The organism is Aeromonas bestiarum, from assembly GCF_028751155.1.
GTDB lineage: Bacteria > Pseudomonadota > Gammaproteobacteria > Enterobacterales > Aeromonadaceae > Aeromonas > Aeromonas bestiarum.
Genome location: NZ_CP064746.1, coordinates 4,494,759 through 4,516,872, shown reverse-complemented (window position 1 = coordinate 4,516,872; position 22,114 = coordinate 4,494,759). Strand labels below are relative to the sequence as shown.

The 22,114-nt window shown below is 64.3% G+C and carries 19 protein-coding genes; 4 read left to right on the top strand and 15 right to left on the bottom strand.

Going from position 1 to position 22,114, the window contains the following annotated elements; genetic code table 11:
* Positions 1-55: 55 nt before the first annotated feature.
* The 6 genes from mgtE to IU367_RS20905 all read right to left on the bottom strand — a co-directional run bounded on the left by mgtE (position 56) and on the right by IU367_RS20905 (position 7,994).
* Positions 56-1,480 (bottom strand): magnesium transporter, encoded by a 1,425-nt coding sequence (gene mgtE, locus IU367_RS20930; protein WP_021138458.1) that lies wholly within the window; start codon positions 1,478-1,480, stop codon positions 56-58.
* A 152-nt stretch (positions 1,481-1,632) separates the two neighbouring features.
* The gene (cysG, locus tag IU367_RS20925) at positions 1,633-3,039 is read right to left on the bottom strand and encodes a siroheme synthase CysG (RefSeq protein WP_274452990.1); all 1,407 of its coding nucleotides are present in this window, start codon (positions 3,037-3,039) and stop codon (positions 1,633-1,635) included.
* Between the two features lie 12 nt (positions 3,040-3,051).
* A complete protein-coding gene (gene nirC, locus IU367_RS20920) occupies positions 3,052-3,858 on the bottom strand; it encodes a nitrite transporter NirC (protein WP_274452989.1) in 807 nt (268 codons plus the stop codon).
* Between the two features lie 51 nt (positions 3,859-3,909).
* On the bottom strand, positions 3,910-4,227 hold the full coding sequence (gene nirD, locus IU367_RS20915; RefSeq protein ID WP_274452988.1) for a nitrite reductase small subunit NirD: 318 nt from the start codon (positions 4,225-4,227) through the stop codon (positions 3,910-3,912).
* A complete protein-coding gene (nirB, locus tag IU367_RS20910; protein ID WP_274452987.1) occupies positions 4,227-6,773 on the bottom strand; it encodes a nitrite reductase large subunit NirB in 2,547 nt (848 codons plus the stop codon). The genes nirD and nirB overlap by 1 nt, the downstream gene beginning before the upstream one ends.
* A 300-nt stretch (positions 6,774-7,073) precedes the next feature.
* Positions 7,074-7,994 carry a LysR family transcriptional regulator gene (locus IU367_RS20905; RefSeq protein ID WP_274452986.1) on the bottom strand — a complete coding sequence of 307 codons (921 nt, stop codon included), beginning with the start codon at positions 7,992-7,994 and terminating at the stop codon, positions 7,074-7,076.
* A gap of 196 nt (positions 7,995-8,190) precedes the next feature.
* On the opposite strand from IU367_RS20905, the gene IU367_RS20900 reads away from it, so the two are divergent.
* A complete protein-coding gene (locus IU367_RS20900; protein ID WP_274452985.1) occupies positions 8,191-9,633 on the top strand; it encodes an MFS transporter in 1,443 nt (480 codons plus the stop codon).
* A gap of 20 nt (positions 9,634-9,653) precedes the next feature.
* Here the strand turns inward: IU367_RS20900 and hslU are convergent, their stop codons facing one another.
* The 4 genes from hslU to argS all read right to left on the bottom strand — a co-directional run bounded on the left by hslU (position 9,654) and on the right by argS (position 14,361).
* On the bottom strand, positions 9,654-10,982 hold the full coding sequence (gene hslU, locus IU367_RS20895) for an HslU--HslV peptidase ATPase subunit (protein WP_043142767.1): 1,329 nt from the start codon (positions 10,980-10,982) through the stop codon (positions 9,654-9,656).
* 54 nt (positions 10,983-11,036) lie between these two features.
* Entirely contained in the window at positions 11,037-11,585 is a 549-nt protein-coding gene (gene hslV / locus IU367_RS20890; protein ID WP_043142765.1) for an ATP-dependent protease subunit HslV, read from the bottom strand.
* A gap of 187 nt (positions 11,586-11,772) precedes the next feature.
* A complete protein-coding gene (locus IU367_RS20885) occupies positions 11,773-12,612 on the bottom strand; it encodes an SPOR domain-containing protein (RefSeq protein WP_274452984.1) in 840 nt (279 codons plus the stop codon).
* Positions 12,613-12,615: 3 nt separating this feature from the next.
* Positions 12,616-14,361: an arginine--tRNA ligase gene (argS, locus tag IU367_RS20880; RefSeq protein WP_043142759.1), complete on the bottom strand. Its 1,746-nt coding sequence runs from the start codon at positions 14,359-14,361 to the stop codon at positions 12,616-12,618.
* Positions 14,362-14,674: 313 nt separating this feature from the next.
* Here argS and IU367_RS20875 point away from each other — a divergent pair, with 313 nt between their 5' ends.
* From IU367_RS20875 to IU367_RS20865, 3 genes are all read left to right on the top strand, one after another.
* Positions 14,675-15,241 carry an LON peptidase substrate-binding domain-containing protein gene (locus tag IU367_RS20875; RefSeq protein ID WP_043142757.1) on the top strand — a complete coding sequence of 189 codons (567 nt, stop codon included), beginning with the start codon at positions 14,675-14,677 and terminating at the stop codon, positions 15,239-15,241.
* A 132-nt stretch (positions 15,242-15,373) separates the two neighbouring features.
* On the top strand, positions 15,374-15,943 hold the full coding sequence (locus tag IU367_RS20870; protein ID WP_042035936.1) for a sigma-70 family RNA polymerase sigma factor: 570 nt from the start codon (positions 15,374-15,376) through the stop codon (positions 15,941-15,943).
* Positions 15,936-16,616, top strand: coding sequence for a ChrR family anti-sigma-E factor (locus tag IU367_RS20865; RefSeq protein WP_274452982.1), 681 nt, complete (start codon positions 15,936-15,938; stop codon positions 16,614-16,616). Before IU367_RS20870 ends, IU367_RS20865 begins: the two co-directional genes overlap by 8 nt.
* Positions 16,617-16,677: 61 nt before the next feature.
* Here IU367_RS20865 and bacA read toward each other — a convergent pair whose 3' ends face one another.
* The 5 genes from bacA to IU367_RS20840 all read right to left on the bottom strand — a co-directional run bounded on the left by bacA (position 16,678) and on the right by IU367_RS20840 (position 22,070).
* Positions 16,678-17,493 carry an undecaprenyl-diphosphate phosphatase gene (bacA, locus tag IU367_RS20860; RefSeq protein WP_098981591.1) on the bottom strand — a complete coding sequence of 272 codons (816 nt, stop codon included), beginning with the start codon at positions 17,491-17,493 and terminating at the stop codon, positions 16,678-16,680.
* A 139-nt stretch (positions 17,494-17,632) separates the two neighbouring features.
* On the bottom strand, positions 17,633-18,628 hold the full coding sequence (locus IU367_RS20855; RefSeq protein WP_274452981.1) for an aldo/keto reductase: 996 nt from the start codon (positions 18,626-18,628) through the stop codon (positions 17,633-17,635).
* Positions 18,629-18,803: 175 nt separating this feature from the next.
* Positions 18,804-19,802 (bottom strand): galactose-1-epimerase, encoded by a 999-nt coding sequence (gene galM / locus IU367_RS20850; protein ID WP_274452980.1) that lies wholly within the window; start codon positions 19,800-19,802, stop codon positions 18,804-18,806.
* A gap of 64 nt (positions 19,803-19,866) precedes the next feature.
* On the bottom strand, positions 19,867-21,015 hold the full coding sequence (gene galK / locus IU367_RS20845) for a galactokinase (RefSeq protein ID WP_274452979.1): 1,149 nt from the start codon (positions 21,013-21,015) through the stop codon (positions 19,867-19,869).
* Positions 21,012-22,070, bottom strand: a complete 1,059-nt coding sequence (locus IU367_RS20840; protein WP_274452978.1) for a UDP-glucose--hexose-1-phosphate uridylyltransferase — start codon at positions 22,068-22,070, stop codon at positions 21,012-21,014. The genes galK and IU367_RS20840 overlap by 4 nt, the downstream gene beginning before the upstream one ends.
* Positions 22,071-22,114: the final 44 nt, after the last annotated feature.

Below are 22,114 nucleotides of genomic sequence, written 5' to 3'. Positions count from 1 at the left end.
ACAGCAAAAAGGGAGCCGTGCAGGCTCCCTTTTTCATCGAGACGACTCGCCCCTACTAGATGAGGAACAGGGTCGCCAGCCCGAGGAAGATGAAGAAGCCGCCGGTGTCCGTGATGGCGGTGATCATCACGCTGGCACCGATCGCCGGATCCCGGCCGAGACGCGACATCGTCATGGGGATGATGACCCCCATCAGGGCGGCGACCAGCAGGTTGATCATCATGGCCAGCGTCATCACGGCGCCCAGCGCCGCATCCTGATAGAGGGCATAGGTGGCCAGCCCCATGGTACCGCCCCACACCAGACCGTTGATCAGTGCCACCCCCAGCTCGCGCCACAGCAGGAAGGAGACGTTGCCCGCCTGTATGTGCTGCAGCGCCAGCGCCCGCACTATCATGGTGATGGTCTGGTTGCCCGTGTTGCCGCCGATCCCCGCGACGATTGGCATCAGGGCCGCCAGCGCCACCAGTTGCGATATGGTGTGCTCGAACAGGCCTATGACCCGGGAGGCCACGAAGGCGGTACAGAGGTTGATGGCGAGCCAGGCCCAGCGGGTCTTGACCGCCTTGTTGACAGGCGCGAATACGTCTTCATCTTCGCTGATCCCCCCCATGCGGCGCAGATCCGTGTCGCTCTCCTCATACACCAGATCCACCACCTCGGCGACTGTGAGGCGGCCCATCAGCTTGCCGCGGCCGTCGATGACGGCGGCGGAGACCAGGTCGTCCCGCTCGAAAGTACGGGCGGCGGCTTCATCGTTGTCCTCCGGATCGAAGGTGACAGGATCCCGCTCCATCACCTCGCCGACCAGGGTCGCCGGCTTGTGCAGCAGCACAGTGGTGAGCGGCAGCTCCCCCTGCAGCCGGTTGCGCCTGTCGATGACGAACAGCTTGTCGGTGTTGACGGGGATCTTGCCGCGCAGGCGCAGGTAGCGCTGCACGGTCGCCAGGCTTACCTCGGCGCGCACCGTGATGAGCTCGAAGTCCATCATGGCGCCGACCGTGTGCTTGCCGTAGCGGATCACCTCCCTTACCTGGTCGCGCTGGGGGGGCGCCATGGAGGTGAGCAGTCGGCCCATCAGGTTGCGGGGCAGGTATTGGCCCAGATAGATCTGATCGTCTATGTCCAGGGTACGCAGGGCGTGCAGCAGCGCCTTGTCGCTCATGCCGCTGATCAGGCTGTCCCACACAGTCTCCGAGGCCTCAACCAGCACCTGGCCATGTTTCTCCGGGTCTACCTGCTGCCAGAGCACGTGGCGCTCATCCGGCGGCAGGGATTCCAGCGCATCGGCGATGTCGGCGGCCGGCAGGCTGTTGACCAGCCGCGTCAGCTCGCTGGTCTGATCTCGCAGCTCGGCATCCTGTACCGTCTGCGGATCCAGCAGGCTGTCGGTGAGGGCATCATCGGCCAGCAGCAGGGTGAGAATGCGCGATCTGTCTTGTTCACGCTGCTTGGCGCTGTTCTTGACGGGGAGAGACATGAAACAGAATTCCTGAATTCGGTTGGCCGGATGACCTTCCCCATAGGATACCAGACTCAAAACAAGAGGTTATGACCATGAATGCGGTAAGTGCGGATAAAAAAACCGCCACCATGGTGGTGACGGTCTCAATGGCGAGGCTGACGGCTGGCTCAGGCCAGTGCGGCGGCCTGCGAGGGGGCACCAGTCTGACCGAACCAGGCGAGCTGGTCGGCCAGGGTGACCACGGATCCCACCATGATGAGAGCCGGACTCTCTACCCCGACGGCCAGCTCAGGCAGCTGGTCGAGCGTGCCGCGGATGACCCGCTGGCTAGGTTGGGTGCCGCGCTCGATCAGCGCCACCGGAGTGGCGCCGCCCTTGCCGTGGGCCATCAGCTGCTCACGGATGGTGGCGCAGCTTGAGAGTCCCATATAGAACACCAGGGTCTGCTTGTCCCGGGCCAGCAGGGGCCAGTCCAGATCCTGGGTGCCGCCCTTGCCGTGGGCGGTGACGAAGCGCACGCTCTGGGCATGATCCCGGTGGGTGAGCGGGATGCCGGCGTAGGCGGCGCAGCCGCTCGCCGCCGTGATCCCCGGCACCACCTGAAAGCCGATACCGCTGCCGACCAGGGTCTCCAGCTCCTCGCCGCCACGGCCGAAGATGAAGGGGTCGCCCCCCTTCAGCCGCACTACCCGCAGCCCCTTGCTGGCTTCCTCCAGCAAGAGTTGGTTGATGCCCTCCTGGGGCACGCAGTGGTTGCCCGCCTGCTTGCCGACGAAGATGCGTTTGGCATCCCGTCTGACCAAGGCCATCACCTCGTCGGAGACCAGACGGTCATGGACCACCACGTCCGCCTGCTGCATCTGGCGCAGGGCGTGCAGGGTGAGCAGACCGGGATCGCCCGGGCCTGCGCCCACCAGGATCACTTCACCCTGGCTGGCCCCCTCCTCGGCAAACAGAGCGTCGGCCAGCTGATTAGCCGAGGCCTGATCCCCTCGGGCCAGCGCCTGACCGAGGCGGTCGGTGCCGAGCAGGCGCTCCCAGAATTGGCGGCGCTCCCCCATGGTGGCGAAGCGAGCCTTGACCCTATCCCGCAGGCCACCGGCGAAGGCCGCCACGGCGCCAAGATGCTGGGGTAATAGCGCCTCCAGCTTCTCGCGCAGCAGGCGGGCCAGCACCGGCGCCTTGCCGCCGGAGGAGATGGCCACCATCAGCGGCGATCTGTCGATGATCGACGGCATGATGAAGCTGGAGCGCTTGGGGTCATCCACCACGTTGGCGAAGATGCCCGCCTGGTTCGCGCTCTGGTACACCAGCGCATTGACATCGCGCCTGTCGGTGGCGGCCACCACCAGCCACTTGCCCGCCAGCTGCGCCGGCTCGAACTCGCCGGCCAGCCAATCGATAGTCCCGGCATCGGCAAGGGCCGCCAGCTCGGGGGCGAGCTCGGGAGACACCACCGTCAGGTGGGCACCGGCGTCCAGCAGCAGGCGCACCTTGCGCTCCGCCACTTCGCCGCCGCCGACCAGCAGCACGGGTTTGTTATCGAGTCGACAGAAGATGGGCAAGTAGTCCATGGGACCTCCGGATCAGGCTGTTTGGGTCTGGCTGACGGTGTTCTCGGTCACGGCAACCGGGCGCTCCGCCTTGGGGGTGGCATACCAGTAGCCCAGACCCATGAAGAGGGCGCCGGAGACGGTATTGCCGAGGGTCACCCACAGCAGGTTGTGGCCTATGCCGCCCAGGGTGTAGGCGTCTGAGTGAGCACCAAACCAGGAGAGGGCGAACAGGGTCATGTTGGCGACCGAGTGCTCGTAGCCGGAGGCGATGAAGGCCAGCAGACACCACCAGATGGCGATGAACTTGGCCGCGCCCTCGGTGCGCAGCGCCATCCAGATGGCGAGGCAGACCAGCCAGTTACACAGTACGCCCTTCATGAACAGGGTCAGGGCCGGCGCCTGGGTCTTGGCCAGCGCCACCTTGTGGGCCAGGCTGCCCGCGTCCGGCAGCAGGCTGCCGCCGTAGGAGTAGATTAGCGCCACCGCGATGGAGCCGAGCAGGTTGCCGGCCCAGGTCTGGGGCAGGATGCGCAGCAGATCCCCCATGGAGATCTTGCCCGCCTTCACCCCGAAGGTGAGGAACATGGTGTGGCCGGTGAACAGCTCTGAGCCGGCGATGATCACCAGGGTCAGGGCGATGCCGAAGGTGGCTCCCATCACCAGCGGACGCACGCTGGCATCCACCAGGTTGCCCAGGGTGAAGATGAGGATGATGCCGAGGCCTACATAGGCCCCCGCCATGGCGGAGCTGAGCCAGAAGCCGAGCTTGTCGCTGCGCTCGAAGCGGTTGATGCGGGCCGCGTTGGCGGCGCACTTGTTGATGCTGTCGGTATACATGTTGATTCTCTTTAGAGGGGCCGCCCGCGGGCAGCCCTGATATTCATGGTGTTAGACGGCGACCCAGACCTGCTGGTCGCGCACTTCGACTGCATAGCTTTGCACGGACATGGCTGCATTTTCGAGGCAGTGGCCGTCGCTCAGACGGAAGTGTTGCTTCTTGAGCGGGCTGGCGACCCAGAGCTCGCCCTCGTGTTCGCAGATGATGCCCCGCGACAACACGTTGGCGGCGAAGAAGGGGTCCCGGTTGTCGATGGCGAACACCTCGGCCGCTTCGCTCGGGCGGAACAGCGCGATCTGGCGACCCTCGATCAGGGCGCAGACGCCGGTGCCCGGAAAAATCTCATTGAGTTGACAGGCTAATTTCATCACTTTGCCTCCACTTCGATCTGATAGACGGGAATGCGCTCGGCCGGGGTGGCCGGTCTGTGCTGGTCGCGTTCGGTGACGAACTGCACGTCCGGGTCACGTTTGCCGCTGTTGATGAAGTGGCTGAAGCGCTTGAGCTGCTCCTCTTCATTCAGGGTGCGGGACCACTCGCACTCGTAGCTGTCGATCAGCACCTGGATGTCGCGTTCCAGGGTGGCATTCAGTCCCAGCTTGTCGTCGACTATCACCTCGCGCAGGTAGTCGACCCCGCCCTCCAGGTTGCCGAGCCAGACCGAGGTGCGCTGCAGTTTGTCGGCGCTGGTGACGTAGAACATCATAAAGCGGTCGATCAGCTTGATGAGGGTCTCGCGGTCGAGGTCAGAAGCCAGCAGGTCGGCGTGGCGCGGTTTCATGCCGCCGTTGCCGCCCACATAGAGGTTCCAGCCCGCGTCCGTGGCTATGATGCCGACGTCCTTGCCTTGGGCTTCCGCACATTCGCGGGTACAGCCGGAGACACCGAACTTCATCTTGTGGGGGGTGCGAATGCCCTTGTAGCGGTTCTCGAGGAAGACCCCGAGGCCGACGCTGTCCTGCACACCGAAGCGGCACCAGGTGCTGCCGACACAGGTCTTGGCCATGCGCAGCGCCTTGGCGTAGGCCTGACCGGTTTCGAAGCCGGCGGCCAGCAATTTGCGCCAGATGGCGGGCAGATCGTCCTTCTGGGCACCAAACAGGCCGATGCGCTGGGCACCGGTGATCTTGGTGTAGAGCTTGTAGTCGCGGGCCACTTCGGCCACCGCCAGCAAGCCTTCCGGGGTCACCTCACCACCGGCCATGCGCGGGATGACGGAGTAGCTGCCGTCCTTCTGCATGTTGCCGAGGAAGATGTCGTTGGTGTCCTGCAGCTGGGTATTGAGCGGGCTCAGCACATAGCCGTTCCAGCAGGAGGCGAGGATGGAGCCGACCGTGGGCTTGCACACCTCGCAGCCATAGCCGTGACCATGTTTGGCCAGCAGCTCGTCGAAGCTCTTGATCCCTTCCACCTTGACCAGGTGGAACAGCTCCTGGCGAGAGTGGGGGAAGTGGGCGCAGAGGTGGTTGTTGACCTCTATGCCCTGCTTCACCAGTTCGGCGTTGAGCACCTGGCTGATGAGGGGCACGCAGCCGCCACAGCCGGTACCGGCCTTGGTGTGCTGCTTGATGGCGGCCAGGGTGGTGTGACCTTCGGCGACCGCATTGGCTATGTCGCCCTTGGAGACGTCGAAGCAGGAGCAGATCTGGGCGGTGGACGGCAGGGCATCCACCCCCAGGGTCGGCTTGGCACCGGCATAGGCGGGCAGGATCAGGGTGTCCGGGTGGGCGGGCAGCGGCATGGCGTTGAGCATCAGCTGCAGCAGGTTGCCGTAGTCATCCACATCGCCAACCAGCACGGCACCGAGCAGGCGGCTGTTGTCTTCGCTCACCACGATACGCTTGTAGACGCCGGCCTGATCGTCCTGGAACACATAGCTGTGGCTGCCGGGCGTGCGGCCATGGGCATCGCCGATGGAGCCGACGGAGACGCCGAGCAGCTTGAGCTTGGCACTCATGTCCGCCCCTTCGAAGCGGCTGTCACCGCCGAGCAGGTGGTCGACCGTGATCTGGGCCATCTTGTAGCCGGGCGCCACCAGGCCGAAGAAGCGGCCCTGCCAGGCGGCGCACTCGCCGATGGCATAGATGTCGGGGTCGGAGGTGAGGCAGTGATCGTCGATCAGCACGCCGCCGCGCTCGGCGATGGCCAGTTCACAGTAACGGCCGAGTGTATCCTGCGGGCGTATGCCGGTGGAGAAGACCACCACGTCCACTTCAAGCTGGCTGCCGTCGGCGAAGGCGAGGCGATGCTGGGCGTCACGACCGCCGTGCATCAGGATCTCGCTGGTGCTCTTGCTGGTGTGAACCTGCACCCCCATGGATTCGATCTTGCGACGCAGCAGCTGGCCACCCTGACCGTCGAGCTGTTCCGCCATCAATACCGGAGCAAACTCCACCACATGGGTCTCGAGACCGAGCGCCTTGAGGGCGCCGGCCGCTTCGAGGCCAAGCAGGCCGCCCCCAATGACAACACCACTCTTGCCGCTCTTGGCGGCGCTGCGGATGGCTTTCAGATCCTCTATGGTGCGATAGACGAAGCATTCGTGGTGCTGACTGCCCGCAATGGGCGGCACCCAGGGGTAGGAGCCGGTGGCCAGCACCAGCTTGTCGTAGCCGACCACAGTGCCCTTGTTGGAATGCACTTCGCGGGCCGCCCTGTCGATTTTTTTCACCGCTTCGCCGAGCAGCAGGCGGATGCCGTGCTTCTCGTAGAAACCGGGTTTGACGAGGGAGAGATCTTCGCTGGTGTGGTGGGAAAAGTAGGAGGAGAGATGGACACGATCGTAGGCGGGACGCGGTTCTGCACCGAAGACGGTGATCTCGAACCGGTCCGGATCGGACCGCTCGATCAACTCTTCGATGAAGCGGTGCCCCACCATGCCGTTCCCTATGACGGCCAGCCTGACTTTGCTCATGATTGCCTCTAGTTTGGAGTAATAAAACATCATTCTGAGGCTAGGCTACCCAGTCGCAGGGGCGGGACGATTGATGCAAATCAAGTGTCTATTTATATATCTCCTCAGGGGTAATTCGATACAATTCAAAGCTATACATAAATAGGTATACCAGTAGTGCATTCTGGGCTTTGGTTGTCATGGAGCAAGGGGGGCAAGAGGGGTGGCTCGTCTGGCCAGGCATGATGAAAGAAAGCACCTCGGCAGAGGTGCTCTCACTGTGCGGCATCCGGGTGGCACGGCGGGTTATGGCGGCGCAGATCAGCGCTCTTTCTGGATGGCCTGATAGGGGGCGCGGGCGCAGGTTTCACGGATGAGGGTGCGCAGCCAGCGGTGGGCCGGATCGGCGTCCAGCCGTGGGTGCCAGAGCAGGGCCAGGGTGATCCCGGGCAAGGGGAAGGGCAGGGGCAGGGTCACCAGATCGGCGTGCAGGGAGGCGCAGTGCAGGGCGGGTACGGTCGCCACCAGATCGCTGCCCCGCACCAGCGCCAGCGCAGTGGCAAAGCCCGGCACCAGAGTGGCGATGGCACGCTCCAGCTTCAGGGCGGCGAGCGCCTCGTCGACGGGGCCGTGCTCCTGCCCGCGCCGCGACACCAGCACATGGCGGGCGGCGGCATAGCGGACCGCGGTCAGGGGCCCCTCGCACAGTGGATGGCCCGGCCGCACCACGGCGACGAAGCGATCCTGGAACAGCGCCTGGGTATGCAGCTCGGGTGCCGTATTGGTGCCGATCACGCCGGTTTCAAAATCCAGCTCACCGCCGCGCAGGGGCTGACTCTCCTTGTCGGGCTTGGCCATGAAATGCAGACGCACCCCGGGCGCCTCGGCGGCGAGCCGCGCCAGCAGGGCGGCCCCGACACTTTCCACGAAACCGTCGCTGGATCTGAGGCGAAAGGTGCGCACCAGGTGAGCCGGATCTATCTCCTGCTGGGGGCGCAGCACGGCTTCGGCCTCCTGCACCAGCTGGCTGACCCGTTCGCGCAGGGCCAGGGCGCGCGGCGTGGGCACCAGCCCCCGGCCCGCCCGTACCAGCAGCGGATCCCCGGTCGTCTCACGCAGGCGGGCCAGCGCCCGGCTCATGGCGGAGGGGCTGAGGCGCAGCCGTCTGGCGGCGCCGGCCACGCTGCCCTCATCGAGCAGCGCATCCAGGGTGATCAGCAGGTTGAAATCAGGGGTGCTCATGGTCGTGCCCTCGCCGGCCTGGTATGCGGGGTGATCAGCCGATGGCGATCATATCTGTGCGTTGACTCATCATACGCGAGAATCCATGGCTTCATATGGCGTGTCGTGCAGCTATAAGCTGCATATCGTGCGTCTTCCGCCGGATCAGCGTCAGGGCTAGCCTTGTGGTCATCCTGGTTCGCTTGAGGTCACATCCATGTCATACCCCAGCATAATTCCCTCTCCCTGGGTTCGCCGTGCCGGCTTGCTGGCGCTCGGTTTGGCCACCCTGTTGCCCATGCTGGCGGGGAGCATGGCCAACATGGCGCTGCCCGCGTTGGGACAGGCGTTTGCCACCCCCTTCGCCAGCCTGCAGTGGGTGCTGGTGGCCTACCTGCTGGGGATCACCTGCCTGACCCTGGTGGCTGGCCGGCTCGGCGACAGGTTTGGCCGGCGCCGCCTGTTGCTGGGGGGCGTGGCGCTGTTTGCGCTGGCATCCCTGCTGTGCGCCCTGGCGCCGACCATAGGCTGGTTGATTGCGGCGCGTGTCCTGCAGGGGGTCGGTGCGGCCTGCATGCTCTCTCTGGCGCTGGCCATGGTGGGGCAGCTTGTACCTGCGGCGCAGCGTGGCCGGGGCATGGGGCTGCTCGGTACCCTCTCGGCCTGCGGCACTGCCCTTGGTCCCTCGTTCGGTGGCCTGCTGATCGGCGGGTTTGGCTGGCAGGTCCCCTTCCTGCTGCTGGTACCCGTCAGCCTGCTGGCGCTGGGTGCCGGCATGGTCGGCCTGCCACCTGAGGGGGCTTTGCCACAAAGAGAGAGGGTGACGCTGGCGAGCCTGTCGATGCTGGTGGTGGCGCTGCTCTGCTACGGGCTGGCACTGACCTCGGGGGGCGCTCTGGCGCTGGGCTGGTGGGCGGGAGCACTGCTTGGCACTGCCTTGTTCGTTCGCCGCGAGCGCCGTGCCCGTTTCCCCCTGCTGCCGCTGGCACTGCTGGCCGACTCCCGGCTCAAGGGTGGCCTGCTCGCCAGTGCGCTGGTGGCCAGCGTCATGGTGCTGACCCTGCTGATCGGCCCCTTCTACCTGCACGGCGTGTTCGAGCTCGACATGGCGACGGTCGGGCTCATGATCTCCGGCGGACCCCTGCTGGCGGCCTTGACGGGCATGCCTGCCGGCTGGCTGGTGGACAGGTTAGGTTCGCGCCGGGTCGCTCGGCTGGGGTTGATGGCCATGATGAGCGCGCTCCTCGGGCTGGCCACCCTGAGCGCCGGATATGGCCCGCTCGGTTATCTGCTGCCCATACTGCTGCTGACCGCCGGCTATGCCCTGTTCCAGACCGCCAACAACAGCGCAGTGGTGGGGGCGGCAACCGAACAGGCGCGGGGATCCGTGGCCGGCTTGCTGACCCTGTCGCGCAATCTGGGCCAGCTGACGGGGGCGGCCGGACTCGGTGGCCTGTTTGCCACCCTGGTGGGAACGCCCAACCTGGCCACGGCCATGCCGGCGGATCTGGTGTTCGGCATGCAGACCAGCTTTGCCCTGAGTGGCCTGCTGATTGGTGGCGCGATCTGGCTGACGGGAAGAGGCCACAGTGGCGCACCGGTCGAAACGATCCAGGAGGGAGCCGAAAACGAAGACGCCTCCGCAAGGGAGGCGTCTTGAATGATAACGATAGGGCGCGCTTACAGGATAAAGCGGCTCAGATCCTCGTCCTCGATCAGCGCCCCGAGGTGGGCGTTGACGTAGTCGGCGTCTATGGTGAAGGTCTCGCCGGACTTCTCGGAGGCGTCATAGGAGATGTCTTCCATCAGTCGCTCCATCACTGTGTGCAGGCGGCGGGCACCTATGTTCTCGGTGCGCTCGTTGACCTGCCAGGCCGCTTCGGCCAGACGGCGGATGCCATCCTTGGTGAACTCGATCTTGACCCCTTCGGTGGCCATCAGCGCCTGGTACTGATCGGTGAGCGAGGCGTTCGGCTCGGTCAGGATGCGCTCGAAGTCATCCGTGGTGAGCGCGGTCAGCTCGACCCGGATCGGCAGGCGACCCTGCAGCTCGGGGATGAGATCCGACGGGCGGGCCACCTGGAAGGCACCGGAGGCAACAAACAGAATGTGGTCTGTCTTGACCATGCCGTGCTTGGTATTGACGGTGCAGCCTTCCACCAGCGGCAGCAGGTCGCGCTGTACCCCTTCGCGGGAGACATCCGGGCCCGAGCTCTCGCCACGCTTGCAGATCTTGTCGATCTCGTCGAGGAAGACGATGCCGTTGTTCTCGACCGCGGCGATCGCCTTCTGCTTCAGCTCTTCCGGATTGACCAGACGGGCCGCTTCCTCTTCGATCAGCGCCTTCATGGCCTCTTTGACCTTGATCTTGCGCTTCTTCTTCTGGTTCTGACCCAGGTTCTGGAACAGCCCCTGCAACTGGCTGGCCATCTCTTCCATGCCCGGCGGGGTCATGATGTCGACGCCCATGGGGCTGGCTGACAGCTCGAGTTCTATCTCCTTGTCATCCAGCTGGCCTTCCCGCAGCTTCTTGCGGAAGATCTGGCGGGTGTTGGAGTTGTCGGCCTTCTCCTCCTCGCCCCAGCTGTTGCGCGGGTTGGGCAGCAGGGCGTCGAGGATGCGCTCCTCGGCGGCTTCCTCGGCGCGGTATTTCATCTTCTCCATCTCGGTCTCGCGCACCAGCTTGATGGCAACGTCGGTCAGATCGCGGATGATGCTGTCCACTTCCTTGCCCACATAGCCCACCTCGGTGAACTTGGTGGCTTCCACCTTGATGAAGGGAGCGTTGGCCAGCTTGGCCAGACGACGGGCGATCTCGGTCTTGCCGACCCCGGTCGGGCCTATCATCAGGATGTTTTTCGGGGTCACCTCGTGGCGCATCTCTTCATCGAGCTGCATCCGGCGCCAGCGATTGCGCAGGGCGACGGCGACGGCACGCTTGGCGTCGGCCTGACCAATGATGTGTCGGTCCAGCTCGTGGACGATTTCTCTCGGGGTCATCTCGGACATGATGGCATTCCTGTATCCGGGGCGGGCAGGGCCCACCCCTTGCAAATGGGGGGCTTACTTGGGCTCGGCTTCTTTCGGATCGTAATTCAGCACTTCGACCGTGTGATGCTGGTTGGTGAAGACGCAGATGTCGCCCGCGATCTTGAGGGACTTCTCGACGATGCTCTTGGCGTCGAGATCCGTGTTCTCCAGCAGGGCGGTGGCGGCGGACTGGGCGAAGTTGCCGCCCGAGCCGATGGCGATCAGATCATGCTCCGGCTGCACCACGTCACCGTTGCCTGTGATGATGAAGGATTTGTTTTCATCGGCGACCGCCAGCAGGGCCTCAAGACGGCGCAGGGCGCGATCGGTGCGCCAGTCTTTGGCCAGCGCCACGGCGGCGCGTTCCAGATTACCCTGATGGGCCTGCAGTTTGGCTTCGAAGCGCTCGAGCAGAGTGAAGGCATCGGCGGTGCCGCCGGCGAAACCTGCCAGCACCTTGCCGTTATAGAGACGATGAACCTTGCGGGCGTTGCCCTTCATGACGGTGTTGCCGAGGGATACCTGGCCATCACCACCTATCACGACTTGGCCGTTGCGGCGGACAGAAACTATGGTAGTCACTTTACTTACCTCGCTTGAGCCGAATAACGGCCTGACTGTGCATGGCAAGAAAGATGGGGATGGGGTTGGCGCTTTTCAACCCTGGCGGATTATCCGCAACGGGTCGACTTCCGTTGGGACGCGTGGCGCAGAAAAGAAAAGGGCCGAGTCTTCAACCCGGCCCTGATCACTCATCCGCTGGCGGCGGTCACCCCTTTTTGGGGATGCAGCCGCTGATGCCGGAGCCTTGCAGCTTGCGGTTGGCCGCATCGACGGCCGCCTTGCCGCTGAAGGGACCCACCATCACCTTGTAGACGGTGCCGTTGGCGCCATTCACCACCTGCAGGCTGGAGGAGAGGCCGGCACCGAAGGCGATACGTGCCTTGAGCGACTCGGCAGAATCCTGCGAGCGCAGGGCGGCGCACTGCATCATGTAGCGACCGCTGTCCGCCGTTGCGGTTTGCGCCGGCTGGGTCGCTGCCTGAGCCCTGGCGGATTCGGCGCGTTCCCGTTCCAGCTCGGCCCGCAGTTCACGCTCCATCCGCTCCCGCTCGGCCTTGCGGTCGATCACCTGCTCCTGGGCACTGGCCACTGGGGCTGGCTTGGCGGGTTGAACCGGTTGCGGCTTGTAAGGCTGCACCTGACCTATGGGCGTACCCGGCTGGGGGATGTCGGTCGGCACCGGCTGCGGCAGTTTCTCCGGCTGCAGGGTCAGGGTCTGGGCAGGGGGCGGTGGCAGCACGCCCGGTTGGGGGGGCGGCTCAGTGATATCGACCTGCTTGTTCTCCAGCCGTTCGATATAGCTCCACTTCTCCTGCGGCAAACCGTTGTTCTGCGCCTTGGGCTTGTTGGCCTTGACCTGTTCTTCAATGGTGGGGGCATCGCTGCCCTTGCCGTTGATCATGTAGAGGAAGCCGCCGAACCCTGCCAGCAGCACCCCGGCCAGCAGTGCCGGGATAACAGGAAAGCGGCGAGGTGCCGCTTTCTTGGTGTTACGACCACCGGCCCGTCTTCTCGGGCTGTTGCCGACGTAATCCCGGGTTGCCATCTATTACATGCGCTCCAGGGTATGGATACCCAGCACGCCCAGACCCAGTTTCAGGACCTTGGCGGTGGCTGCGCACAGCAGCAGACGGCTCTGGCGGGTGGCTTCGTCGACGCCATCCTTGTTGATCGGGCAGGCTTCGTAGAAGGTCATGAAGTTGCCGGACAGCTCGTACAGGTAGGTACAGAGCAGGTGCGGCATACCCTTGTCCGCCACGCCGTTGACCGCATCGGAGAACTGGATCAGCTTCTGGGCCAGCACCTCTTCGGCTTCCTCGTTCAGGGTCACAGTACCGGTCAAGGTCTCGGCATTGACACCGGCCTTGCGGAAGATGGACTGGATCCGGGTGTAGGCGTATTGCAGGTACGGGGCCGTGTTGCCTTCGAACGACAGCATCATGTCCCAGTCGAAGATGTAGTCTGTGGTGCGGTTCTTGGAGAGATCCGCATACTTGACCGCACCCATGGCGATGGCGTGGACCACTTCGGCCTTCTCTGCGGCGGAGAGATCGCTGTTGCGGTTCTCCAGCAGGGCGCTCGCGCGCTCCTCGGCTTCGTTGAGCAGGTCGACCAGCTTGACGGTGCCGCCGGAGCGGGTCTTGTAGGGACGGCCATCCTTGCCCAGCATCATGCCGAAGGCGTGGTGTTCGAGCGGCACGGATTCCGGCACATAGCCCGCCTTGCGGGTGATGGTCCAGGCCTGCATCAGGTGCTGGTGCTGACGGGAGTCGATGAAGTACATCACCCGGTCGGCGCCCAGGGTCTCGTAACGGTACTTGGCACAGGCGATGTCGGTGGTGGTGTAGAGGAAGCCGCCATCGCTCTTCTGGATGATGACGCCCATGGGCTCGCCATCCTTGTTCTTGAATTCGTCCAGGAAGACGACAGTGGCCCCTTCGCTCTCGACCGCCAGCCCGCGGGCTTTCAGGTCATCGACGATTTGCGGCAGCATGTCGTTGTACATGGACTCGCCCATTATGTCCTTGTTGGTCAGAGAGACATTCAGGCGGTCGTAGTTGATCTGGTTTTGCTCCATGGTCATGTCGACCAGCTTCTTCCACATGGTGCGGCAGTATTCATCGCCACCCTGCAGCTTGACCACGTAGTTGCGCGCACGCTCGGCGAAGGCTTCGTCTTCGTCGTAGCAACGCTTGGCCTGGGTGTAGAAGGCTTCGAGATCCTTGAGCGCCATGTCGGAGGCGTGCTCGTTGGCCATCTTCTCCAGATAGGCGATCAGCATGCCGAACTGGGTGCCCCAGTCACCTATATGGTTGGCGCGTACCACCTTGTGGCCGAGGAATTCCAGGGCACGGGCGGCTACGTCACCGAGCACGGTAGAGCGGATGTGGTGCACCGCCATCTCTTTGGCCACGTTCGGCGCCGAGTAGTCCACCACCACTGTCTGCGGGGTCGGCAACTTCACGTTGGCGTTGGCAGAGGTCACCATGGCTTCCACCTGACCGGCCAGCCAGCGCTGGTCGAAGAAGAAGTTGATGAAGCCGGGGCCGGCGATCTCGACCTTGGCGATCAGGTCCGAGGCGGGCAGGTGCTCTATGATGGCAGCGGCCAGCTCACGGGGGTTCTTGCGGGCCGGTTTGGCCAGCAGCATGGCCAGGTTGGTGGCCAGGTCACCGTGAGCCTTCTCCTTGCATCGGTCTACTTGCACCCGGGCTTCCAGGTCCGCCGGCAACACGCCCGCTGACTTGAGATTGGCTACCGTTTGTTCAAGTAGATGATGAATATGCTCTTTCATAACTGACCACCAAGGTTGCGCGTCGAAAAATGACTGATATATAAGGGCGTGAATTTTACCCGCATCGGCCCGAGAAAACTATAGGGACGGCCCGCCGGAGTTGGTCGGGCGGATATTTCACTGCATTTGTCACCAGTATCCAGAATATTCAATGGATTAAATGGTGCTTATCCATTTCTACTGCATATCGAAGCGGCTTGTCCAGGCTATTTTCCCCTGATTGTTAAGGGTTTTTTTATTCCAACTCGGTCTGAATGATCTGCCCGTCCACGGCGGTCGTATCAACAGGTATCTTCCACAGAGGAATATCCTGATGAAACTGGCGCTGTTTCCCCTCTCGGCTCACCTGCTGCCCGGTGGCATCATGCCGCTGCGCATCTTCGAGCCCAGATACCAGCGCATGATCGCCGAGGCGGGAGATCAGGGCTTCGTGCTCTGCATGCTAGACCCCCGCCAGCCCGATGCGCTGCGCAACATGTACCCCATCGCCACCCGGGTGCGGATCATCGATTTCGATCAACTGCCGGACGGTCTGCTGGGCATTACCGTGCTCGGCATGGAGCGGGTCAGGATCGTCGATTTGTGGCAGGAGCCCGACGGGCTGAGGGTCGGCGAGGTGGCACTGCTGCCGCCCTGGCAGACGGGCAGGCTCAATGCCGATCAGCACTCACTGGCCAGGGCGCTGCAGGAGGTGTTCAACGACTACCCGGAATATGCGGCCCTCTACCATGATCCCGACTGGGACGATGCCAGCTGGGTGGCCCAGCGCTGGCTGGAGGTGCTGCCCATTCCCGTGGAACAGAAGCAGTGGTTGCTGGCGGCGGACGACAACCAGCCTGCGCTCTCCCTGCTGAGCGGCCTGCTGGTTGCTAGCCATTGAGTGCCAATTTGCGGCCCGCCTGTGATCCTTTTGCCACGCCCGGCGTAATGGTGATGACCACAACATTCAAGGCATGGCGCAATGGCATATACTGGCCAACCCCAATCGACTCAGCGCAGGATATCGCCCCCCATGGACAATCCAGATGGCGATCTGAAGTCTCTTCTCATCCGGGTCGCCGAGCAGGCCGACAAGGCCGCCTTCGCCCGCCTGTTTCATCACTTCGCGCCGCGCATCCGCAGCTATGGGCTGCGTCACCTCGGCAGCGAGGCCAACGCCATGGAACTGGTGCAGGAGACCATGCTGCTGGTGTGGCAGAAGGCCCGCCTCTACCACCCCGAGAAGGGGGCGCCGACCACCTGGATCTACACCGTCATGCGCAACCAGAGCTTCGACATGCTGCGCCGTCGCCGCGCCAGCAAGGAGGATCTCTGCGCCGAGGAGCTGTGGCCCATGCTGGAGTTCAGGGCGGAAGAGGAGCACCTGAGCGGCGGTGAAGATGCCGTGCTGACCCGCCAGATGGCGCACTACCTCGCCACCCTGCCGGAACCGCAACAGCAGGTGGTGCGCGGCATCTATCTGCAGGAGTTCTCCCAGCAGGAGCTGGCGGAGCGACTCGGCGTGCCGCTCGGTACCATCAAATCCCGCCTCAGACTGGCATTACAGAAATTGAAAGAGCAAGTGGAGCAAGGCCATGATTAAAACCCATCCGACTCACGCCATGTTGCGCGCCTTCGCCGCCGACGAGCTGCCCCTGCCGCTGGCGGTCGGTGTCTCCGCCCACTGCGAGCTCTGCCCCGAGTGTGCTGCCAGTCTGCGAGCCTGCGAAGAGGAACTGGCCCGCCAGTATCTGGAGCCGGCAGAAGATCAGCCGGCAACGATGAGCGAGAGCATGCCGGTGGCACTCGATGCCATGCTGGCCGGCATACTGCAGCAGCCGGTCGCCACTGTGGCGGAACTCAGCCAGTTGGCACCCCCCCAGCCCGAGTTGCAGGTGGCGGGCCAGTCATACCGCTTGCCCAGGGTGCTGGCGCGTCACCATGCCCCCAAGTGGCGTCACATTGGCGCCATTCGTCAGCACAGTCTGCCGCTGGACGAGCTGGGGGCTCGCGCCAGCCTGCTGCACATAGAAGCCGGTGGCCGCATCCCCGAGCACACCCATCAGGGCTATGAGCTGACCCTGCTGCTGGCAGGCACCATCGAAGATGGCGACACCTGCTATCAGGCGGGGGACTTCATCTGGCGCGATGCCAGCCACGCCCACAGTCCGCACACCCCGGACGGCTGCCTCTGCTACACGGTGCAGGATGCGCCGGTACAGTTCACCAAGGGGCTGTCGCGGCTGCTCAACGGCATCAGCCATCGCCTCTATTGAGGACGGGCAACAATAGAAAAAGGGACCGACAGGTCCCTTTTTTCATGGTGTCGCGGCCGGATCAGGCAACGAATACCAGGTAGACGGCGAAGGCCACCACGAAGCGGTAGATGGCAAACGGGATGAAGTCGAGGCGACGGATTAGCGCCAGGAAGGTCTTGATCGCTATCATGGCGACCACGAAGGCGGTGACGAAGCCCACCGCAAACATGGGGAAGTCGGCCATGGAGAGCAGGTCGCGGCTCTTGTAGAGATCCAGTCCACTGGCGGCCACCATCATGGGCACCGCCAGGATGAAGGAGAACTCGGCCGCCGCCTGGCGACTGATCCCCATCAGCATGCCGCCGCTGATGGTGGCGCCTGAGCGCGAGAAGCCGGGCCAGAGCGCCAGACACTGGAACAGGCCTATGCCGAACGCCTGCTGGTAGCTGATATCATCCAGGGTCTCGGAGCGTACCGCCGGGCGAAATTTCTCGGCGATGATCAGCAAGATGCCACCGGCGACCAGGGCATACATCACGGTTTCAGGGCCGAACAGATGGGCCTTGATCCAGCTGTGAATGGCGAGACCTATGAGCACGGCGGGCAGCATGCCGAGGATGATGTGCACCAGGGAGAGGGTGGCGTGATCCTGCGCCGGCTTCTGGCCGAAGTGGATGCCAATCAGGCCGAACAGGCGGCGCCAGAAGACGGCCACGACCGCGAGAATGGAGCCCATCTGGATCACCACTTCGAAGGTGGCAGCCTTGGGGCCTTCGAAGCCCAGCAGGTGGCCGACGATGATCATGTGGCCGGTCGAGGAAACGGGCAGAAACTCGGTCAGGCCCTCTACTATGCCCAGCACGAAGGCGACAAACAGGGCGTAAGACTCTGTCATGGTTCAGATCTCTTGGTTGATTGGTCCGGATGAAGTCGGCCCCGGGCTGAGCCGGGGCGACCAATGATGGAGGAAAATCAGACGGGCAACCAGTGAATATTGGGGCCTCCCCCTGGCAATGGGGGAGGTTGAGAGCGGGTCAGGCCAGGGTGGCTTCTATCTGTCGTTGCAACGCCTCGTCCAGCGGGGGCAGGGCCAGGGCTTCGACCGCGCTCACTATCTGCTGGGGGCTGCTGGCGCCGATCAGGGCGCAACTCACCACGGGATCGCGCAACACCCACTGCAACGCCAGCTGTGACAACTCCTGCTCCCGCTGTTGTGCCAGGGCGTGCAGGGCCTGGATCCTGGCCAGCTTGTCCGCGGTGATCTGCTCCGGCTTGAGGAAGGGGCTGCCGCTGGCGGCGCGAGAGTCCGCCGGTATGCCGGCCAGATAGCGGTTGCTGAGCAGGCCGCCCGCCAGCGGCGAGAAGGCCACCACGCCCACCCCCTGCTCGCGACAGACCGGCAGGGTGTCGGCTTCGATGTCGCGCTGGAACAGGGAGTATTTGAGCTGATTGACCAGACAGGGAGTACCCAGCTCCGCCAGCCGGGTCGCTGCCTGGGCGGCAAGCTGTGCCGGGTAGTTGGATAGGCCGATATAGAGCGCCTTGCCCTGACGCACCATGAGTGCCAGCGCCTGACAGGTCTCCTCCAGCGGGGTGCGGGGATCCGGCCTGTGGTGATAGAAGATGTCCACATAGTCGAGGCCGAGCCGGCGCAGGCTCTGGTGCAGGCTGGCAAACAGGTACTTGGCGCTGCCGCCATCCCCGTAGGGGCCGTCCCACATCACATAGCCCGCCTTGCTGGCGATGATCAGCTCGTCTCTGTAGGGGGCCAGACTGCCCTTGAGCACGCGGCCGAAGGTGGTCTCGGCGGAGCCGGGGGGCGGCCCGTAGTTGTTGGCCAGATCGAAGTGGGTGATGCCCAGATCGAACGCCTGGTGCACCATGGCCTTCACCCTGGCGGGATCGCTTCCCTCGCCGAAGTTGTGCCAGAGCCCGAGACCTATGCTGGGCAGGCGCAGGCCGTGGCGGCCGGCGGGTCGATAGGGCTGGCGCTGATAGCGGTCGGGCGCGGCTAGGTAGTGTTCATCCATAACGACTCCTTGCGTGGACTTGTTTACGAGCTGATGTAATGGGTGAGCCCGAGCCCTCTTCATTCGCTATGTCTGCGTGGGAGAAGAGGGCGCGGGGCCAGAGTGTAGCTGCATGATGACGCCATCTCGGCCTCGCCTGTGGTTGTCAGCGTAGGTCTGCCGGAGGGCGTCGGGGTCAGCTGGCGGCGATAAAGCGATAACGGGTCTGGTGGTGGTAGTAGTGCCCCGGCAGCAGCCAGGGATCACCGAGCTCGGGCCGGTTGGGGCTGTCCGGCAACTGCTGTGCCTCCAGACAGAAGCCGTCGTAATCCTGATGCGGCTGGCCGCTGCGGCTCGGCGTGTTGGCCAGCCAGTTGCCGGTGTAGAACTGCAGCGAAGGCTGGTTGCTGTAGACCTCCATTGCCAGCTGCCGATCGCCGGAGATCACTCGCGCGGCCCAGGTCTGCTCCGGGCCATCATGCTGCGGATGATTGAGCAGGAAGGCGTGATCGTACCCCCTGGCCTGCCGTTGCTGGGGATGGCTCAGCCAATCCTGGCCCATGGGGCGCGGGGCGCGCAGATCGAAGGGGCCCTCCACCGGCGCAATGGCCAGCGGCAGACCGCTCTCATCGGTCGGCAGAAAGCGGTCGGCGTGGAGGCTGATGGTGTGGTCGCGCACATCGCCGCCCCCATCCAGGTTGAAGTAGGCGTGGCTGGTGAGGCTGACCGGGGTCGGCGCATCCGTGCTGGCCCTGAAATCGACCACCAGGTCGTACTGTTCCAGCCGGTACTCCAGAGTCACTCGCAAGTTGCCGGGAAAGCCCTGATCGCCCGCCTTCGACAGCAGGACGAGCTTGACCCTGTCCGCCTCCAGCTCCTTGATCTGCCAGCGCTGGCGATGAAACCCCTCCCGTCCGCCGTGCAGGCAGTGGGGGGCCTGATTGGCATCCAGCGGCCAGTGCCGGCCATCGCGCACCAGTTCGGCGCCGCCGATGCGGTTGGCAAAACGCCCCGCCACCGCACCCAGCCACACCTGCTGCGCAGGATAGGCCTCATCGGCGCAGCCCAGCAGCACCTCGCGGTGCTTACCCGCGACCGGCAGGGTGAGGGAGGTGAGGGTGGCGCCAACATCGAGGCCGCGCAGGCGCAGCCCCTCTTCGTTTTCCAGCTCGAACGGGATCATGGCGTTGCTCATAGCTTGCCTGCACCTGTGTTGCCGATCCGGCAGACGTAGCCGCCGGCCTGCATCATAAATGGGCTCATAGTTTTCCCGCCCCCGCGCTGGCGCGGCAGACATAGCTGTCGGCCTTGAGGCCGAAGCGGGCCGGATACTCGGCGTCGACGGCGGCAATCACCTCGGCGACCTGCGCCGGGCGCAGCAGGGCAACCACGCAGCCGCCGAAGCCGCCGCCCGTCATCCGCACACCGCCTTCGCGGCCAAGCCTGGCCTTGATGATCTCCACCAGACCGTCGATGGGGGGCACGGTAATCTCGAAGTCATCGCGCATGGCGGCGTGGGACTCGGCCATCAGTTCGCCGAGGCGCACCAGATCGCCGGACTCCAGCGCATCGGCGGCGGCCAGGGTGCGGGTATTGTCGCCCACCACGTGGCGAGCGCGGCGGTAGCAGACCTCATCCAGCCCGGCCTTGCCCGCCTCCAGCGTGGCCATGTCGAGGTCGCGCAGTGCCTTGACCCCGTAGTGGCGGGCGGCGGTTTCACACTGCTGACGGCGGGTGTTGTATTCGCTGTCCACCAGACCGCGGCGCACGTTGGAGTTGACGATCAGCACCGCCAGATCGGGGGGCATGGGGATGAGGCGGGTCTGGAGCGAGCGGCAGTCGAGCAGCAGGGCATGATCCTGCTTGCCGCTGGCGGAGATCATCTGATCCATGATGCCGCAGTTGCAGCCGACGAACTGGTTCTCCGCCTGCTGGCCGTTGAGCGCGATCTCGGCCTGGCTGATGTCGAGCCCCAGCGCCTCCTTGAAGGCCTGGCCTATGGCCACCTCCAGCGAAGCGGACGACGACAGGCCTGTGCCCTGCGGCACGTTGCCCGAGACCACCAGGTTGAGGCCGCGCAGCGCATGGCCGCGCACCTGCAGGTATTTCACCACGCCGCGGATGTAGTCGCTCCAGCGCTGATCGGCATGGTGGGTGATGGGCTGGTTCAGATCGAACAGGTCGCGCTGGTTGCCGTAGTCGGCGGCGATCACGTGCACCAGGCTGTCATCGCGCAGGCCGATGGCGACGCAGGTCTCGTAGTCGATGGCGCAGGGCAGCACGAAGCCGTCGTTGTAGTCCGTGTGTTCGCCGATGAGGTTGACGCGACCGGGGGCGCGCACCAGCAGGTCGGGTTGCTGCTCAAACTGCTCTGCAAAAACGGCGCTGACGCGTTGGCTGGGGGTCATAGGGCCTCCTCATTGGCTTGGCTGATCTGGTTGTAGTGAATGGGGCTCAGGGCGCGCAGTCGTTCTGCGGCTTGTTCCGGCGTCAGATCGCGCTGGGTCTCGGCCAGCATCTCGAAGCCCACCATAAATTTGCGCACCGTAGCGGAGCGCAGCAAGGGCGGATAGAAGTGGGCGTGCAGTTGCCAGGCTTCCGGGCAGTCGGAGTGCGGCGGCGCGAAGTGCCAGCCCATGGAGTAGGGGAAGCTGCACTCGAACAGGTTGTCGTAACGGCTGGTGAGCTCCTTGAGCGCCACCGCCAGATCCTGCTGCAGCTCGGGGGTGAGGCCGAGCAGGGAGGGCACATGGGTCTTGGGCAGCAGCAGGGTTTCGAACGGCCAGGCGGCCCAAAAGGGAACGACGGCCAGCCAGTGTGCGGTTTCCACTACGATGCGGGTGCGATCCGCCAGCTCCCGCTCCACATATTCAACCAGCAGCGGGCGGCCGTGCTCGGCCAGCCAGTCGCGCTGGTGCTGCTCTTCGCGGGCGATCTCGTTGGGCAGAAAATCGCTGCCCCACAGCTGGCCGTGAGGGTGGGGGTTGGAGCAGCCCATGACGGCGCCCTTGTTTTCAAACACCTGCACCCATTCCCACTGGGCTGACAGCTCGGCCACCTGTTCCATCCAGGTGGTGATCACCGCCTCTATGGCGGGGAGCGGCAGCTCGGGCAGTGTCTTGCCGTGATCCGGCGAGAAGCAGATGACCCGGCTGGTGCCGCGGGCGGCTTCCAGCTTGAGCAGGGGATCCTGTGCCGCGTCGGTGGCCGGGGTGTCCTGCATCAGGGCGGCGAAGTCGTTGGTGAAGACGAAGGTGCCCTGATAGTCCGGGTTCTGGTCGCCGGTGACGCGCTGGTTGCCCGCGCAGAGGAAGCAATCCGGATCGTGGGATTGGCTCGGCGCCTGACTGACCTTCTCGACCTGGCCTTGCCAGGGGCGCTTGGCCCTGTGGGGGGAGACCAGCACGTATTGACCGGTCAGCGGGTTGAAACGACGGTGGGGGTGATCAACCGGGTTGAACATCATCACTCCTCATTACCTGATGAAATGGATGGATTGGCCGCCTG

Bases quoted from the DNA above. Each gene is read 5' to 3' on its own strand.
- nirB (WP_274452987.1), bottom strand. From the start codon at position 6,773: ATGAGCAAAGTCAGGCTGGCCGTCATAGGGAACGGCATGGTGGGGCAC.
- galM (WP_274452980.1), bottom strand. From the start codon at position 19,802: ATGAGCAACGCCATGATCCCGTTCGAGCTGGAAAACGAAGAGGGGCTG.
- hslU (WP_043142767.1), bottom strand. From the start codon at position 10,982: ATGTCCGAGATGACCCCGAGAGAAATCGTCCACGAGCTGGACCGACAC.
- IU367_RS20905 (WP_274452986.1), bottom strand. From the start codon at position 7,994: ATGAGCACCCCTGATTTCAACCTGCTGATCACCCTGGATGCGCTGCTC.
- nirC (WP_274452989.1), bottom strand. From the start codon at position 3,858: ATGTATACCGACAGCATCAACAAGTGCGCCGCCAACGCGGCCCGCATC.
- nirD (WP_274452988.1), bottom strand. From the start codon at position 4,227: ATGAAATTAGCCTGTCAACTCAATGAGATTTTTCCGGGCACCGGCGTC.
- IU367_RS20875 (WP_043142757.1), top strand. From the start codon at position 14,675: ATGAAACTGGCGCTGTTTCCCCTCTCGGCTCACCTGCTGCCCGGTGGC.
- IU367_RS20870 (WP_042035936.1), top strand. From the start codon at position 15,374: ATGGACAATCCAGATGGCGATCTGAAGTCTCTTCTCATCCGGGTCGCC.
- galK (WP_274452979.1), bottom strand. From the start codon at position 21,015: ATGACCCCCAGCCAACGCGTCAGCGCCGTTTTTGCAGAGCAGTTTGAG.
- bacA (WP_098981591.1), bottom strand. From the start codon at position 17,493: ATGACAGAGTCTTACGCCCTGTTTGTCGCCTTCGTGCTGGGCATAGTA.
- mgtE (WP_021138458.1), bottom strand. From the start codon at position 1,480: ATGTCTCTCCCCGTCAAGAACAGCGCCAAGCAGCGTGAACAAGACAGA.
- IU367_RS20840 (WP_274452978.1), bottom strand. From the start codon at position 22,070: ATGTTCAACCCGGTTGATCACCCCCACCGTCGTTTCAACCCGCTGACC.
- cysG (WP_274452990.1), bottom strand. From the start codon at position 3,039: ATGGACTACTTGCCCATCTTCTGTCGACTCGATAACAAACCCGTGCTG.
- argS (WP_043142759.1), bottom strand. From the start codon at position 14,361: ATGAAAGAGCATATTCATCATCTACTTGAACAAACGGTAGCCAATCTC.
- IU367_RS20865 (WP_274452982.1), top strand. From the start codon at position 15,936: ATGATTAAAACCCATCCGACTCACGCCATGTTGCGCGCCTTCGCCGCC.
- IU367_RS20885 (WP_274452984.1), bottom strand. From the start codon at position 12,612: ATGGCAACCCGGGATTACGTCGGCAACAGCCCGAGAAGACGGGCCGGT.
- IU367_RS20855 (WP_274452981.1), bottom strand. From the start codon at position 18,628: ATGGATGAACACTACCTAGCCGCGCCCGACCGCTATCAGCGCCAGCCC.
- IU367_RS20900 (WP_274452985.1), top strand. From the start codon at position 8,191: ATGTCATACCCCAGCATAATTCCCTCTCCCTGGGTTCGCCGTGCCGGC.